Annotated in this window: 1 protein-coding gene; it reads left to right on the forward strand. The window is 50.5% G+C overall.

The window, feature by feature from the left end:
• Positions 1–7 precede the first annotated feature (7 nt).
• Positions 8–982: transposase (locus ACFS25_RS31565; RefSeq protein WP_381509176.1), on the forward strand; the 975-nt coding region annotated here is incomplete at its 3' end.

Below are 982 nucleotides of genomic sequence, written 5' to 3' on the forward strand. Positions count from 1 at the left end.
TTCAACTATGCAAGGCAGAAAACGCGATCAGGAAAAACTCGTCACCCATTTCCAACTTTCCAGCCGCATTCCAAAGGACAATTTCTATCGTCGGCTGAAGGGGACGCTCGATCTGACGTTCCTCTATGAATATACCAAAGACTGCTATGGCTCAACAGGCAATCCCTCAATTGACCCCATAGTGTTCTTCAAGTTTATGCTCATTGGCTATCTGGAGAATATCACTTCTGACAGAAAGCTGATTGAGCATTGTTCCATGCGCCTGGATATGCTGTATTTCCTGGGCTACAACATCGACGAGTCACTTCCTTGGCACTCCACACTGAGTCGTACCCGCCAGCTTTATCCAGAAGCACTTTTTGAGTTACTATTTGATAAAGTATTCAGCCTTTGTGTAGCTAATAATATGGTAGCCGGTCGGCGGGTCGCTATCGACTCGGCTCCTGTCAAAGCTAACGCGTCGATGGAAACGCTCTTAGAAAAACAGCCCCAGCGACCTGGGCCCAAGTTACTATCCCAAGCTGAAGATCAAAATGGACCAGTAGACTCGATTCCCAAACTCAGCCCCCGTCAGGCAGCCTCAGTGATCACGGCTGCTGATCATCAGCTGAGAAGACTAGCCAAGCGCCAGCAGAATTTGCAAAGTGCGCCAACCACCCTAGGAGCCAGCAATGAAAAAGCCCAACTGCTGAGCAACAAAACCCATTACAGCCCTACCGACCCCGATGCGCGCATCTCAATCAAGCCGGGCAAAGCCCGTAAACTCAACTATAATTGTAGCCTGGCAGTAGACACAGCCGAAGGGGTTATCAGCCATGTACAGGCCGATTTTGCTGATGGCCGGGACAGCCAGTCCCTACCCGACATTACCCTAAAGCTTCGGCAGCGATTGGCCCACAATGAGTTGCGCTTAGAAGAAATACTGGCCGATACTGGCTACTCGAACGGCAGCAACTACGCCTTGCTGGAGGGGTGGAACATC

The sequence above is a fragment of the Spirosoma flavum genome (assembly GCF_042686045.1).
GTDB lineage: Bacteria > Bacteroidota > Bacteroidia > Cytophagales > Spirosomataceae > Spirosoma > Spirosoma flavum.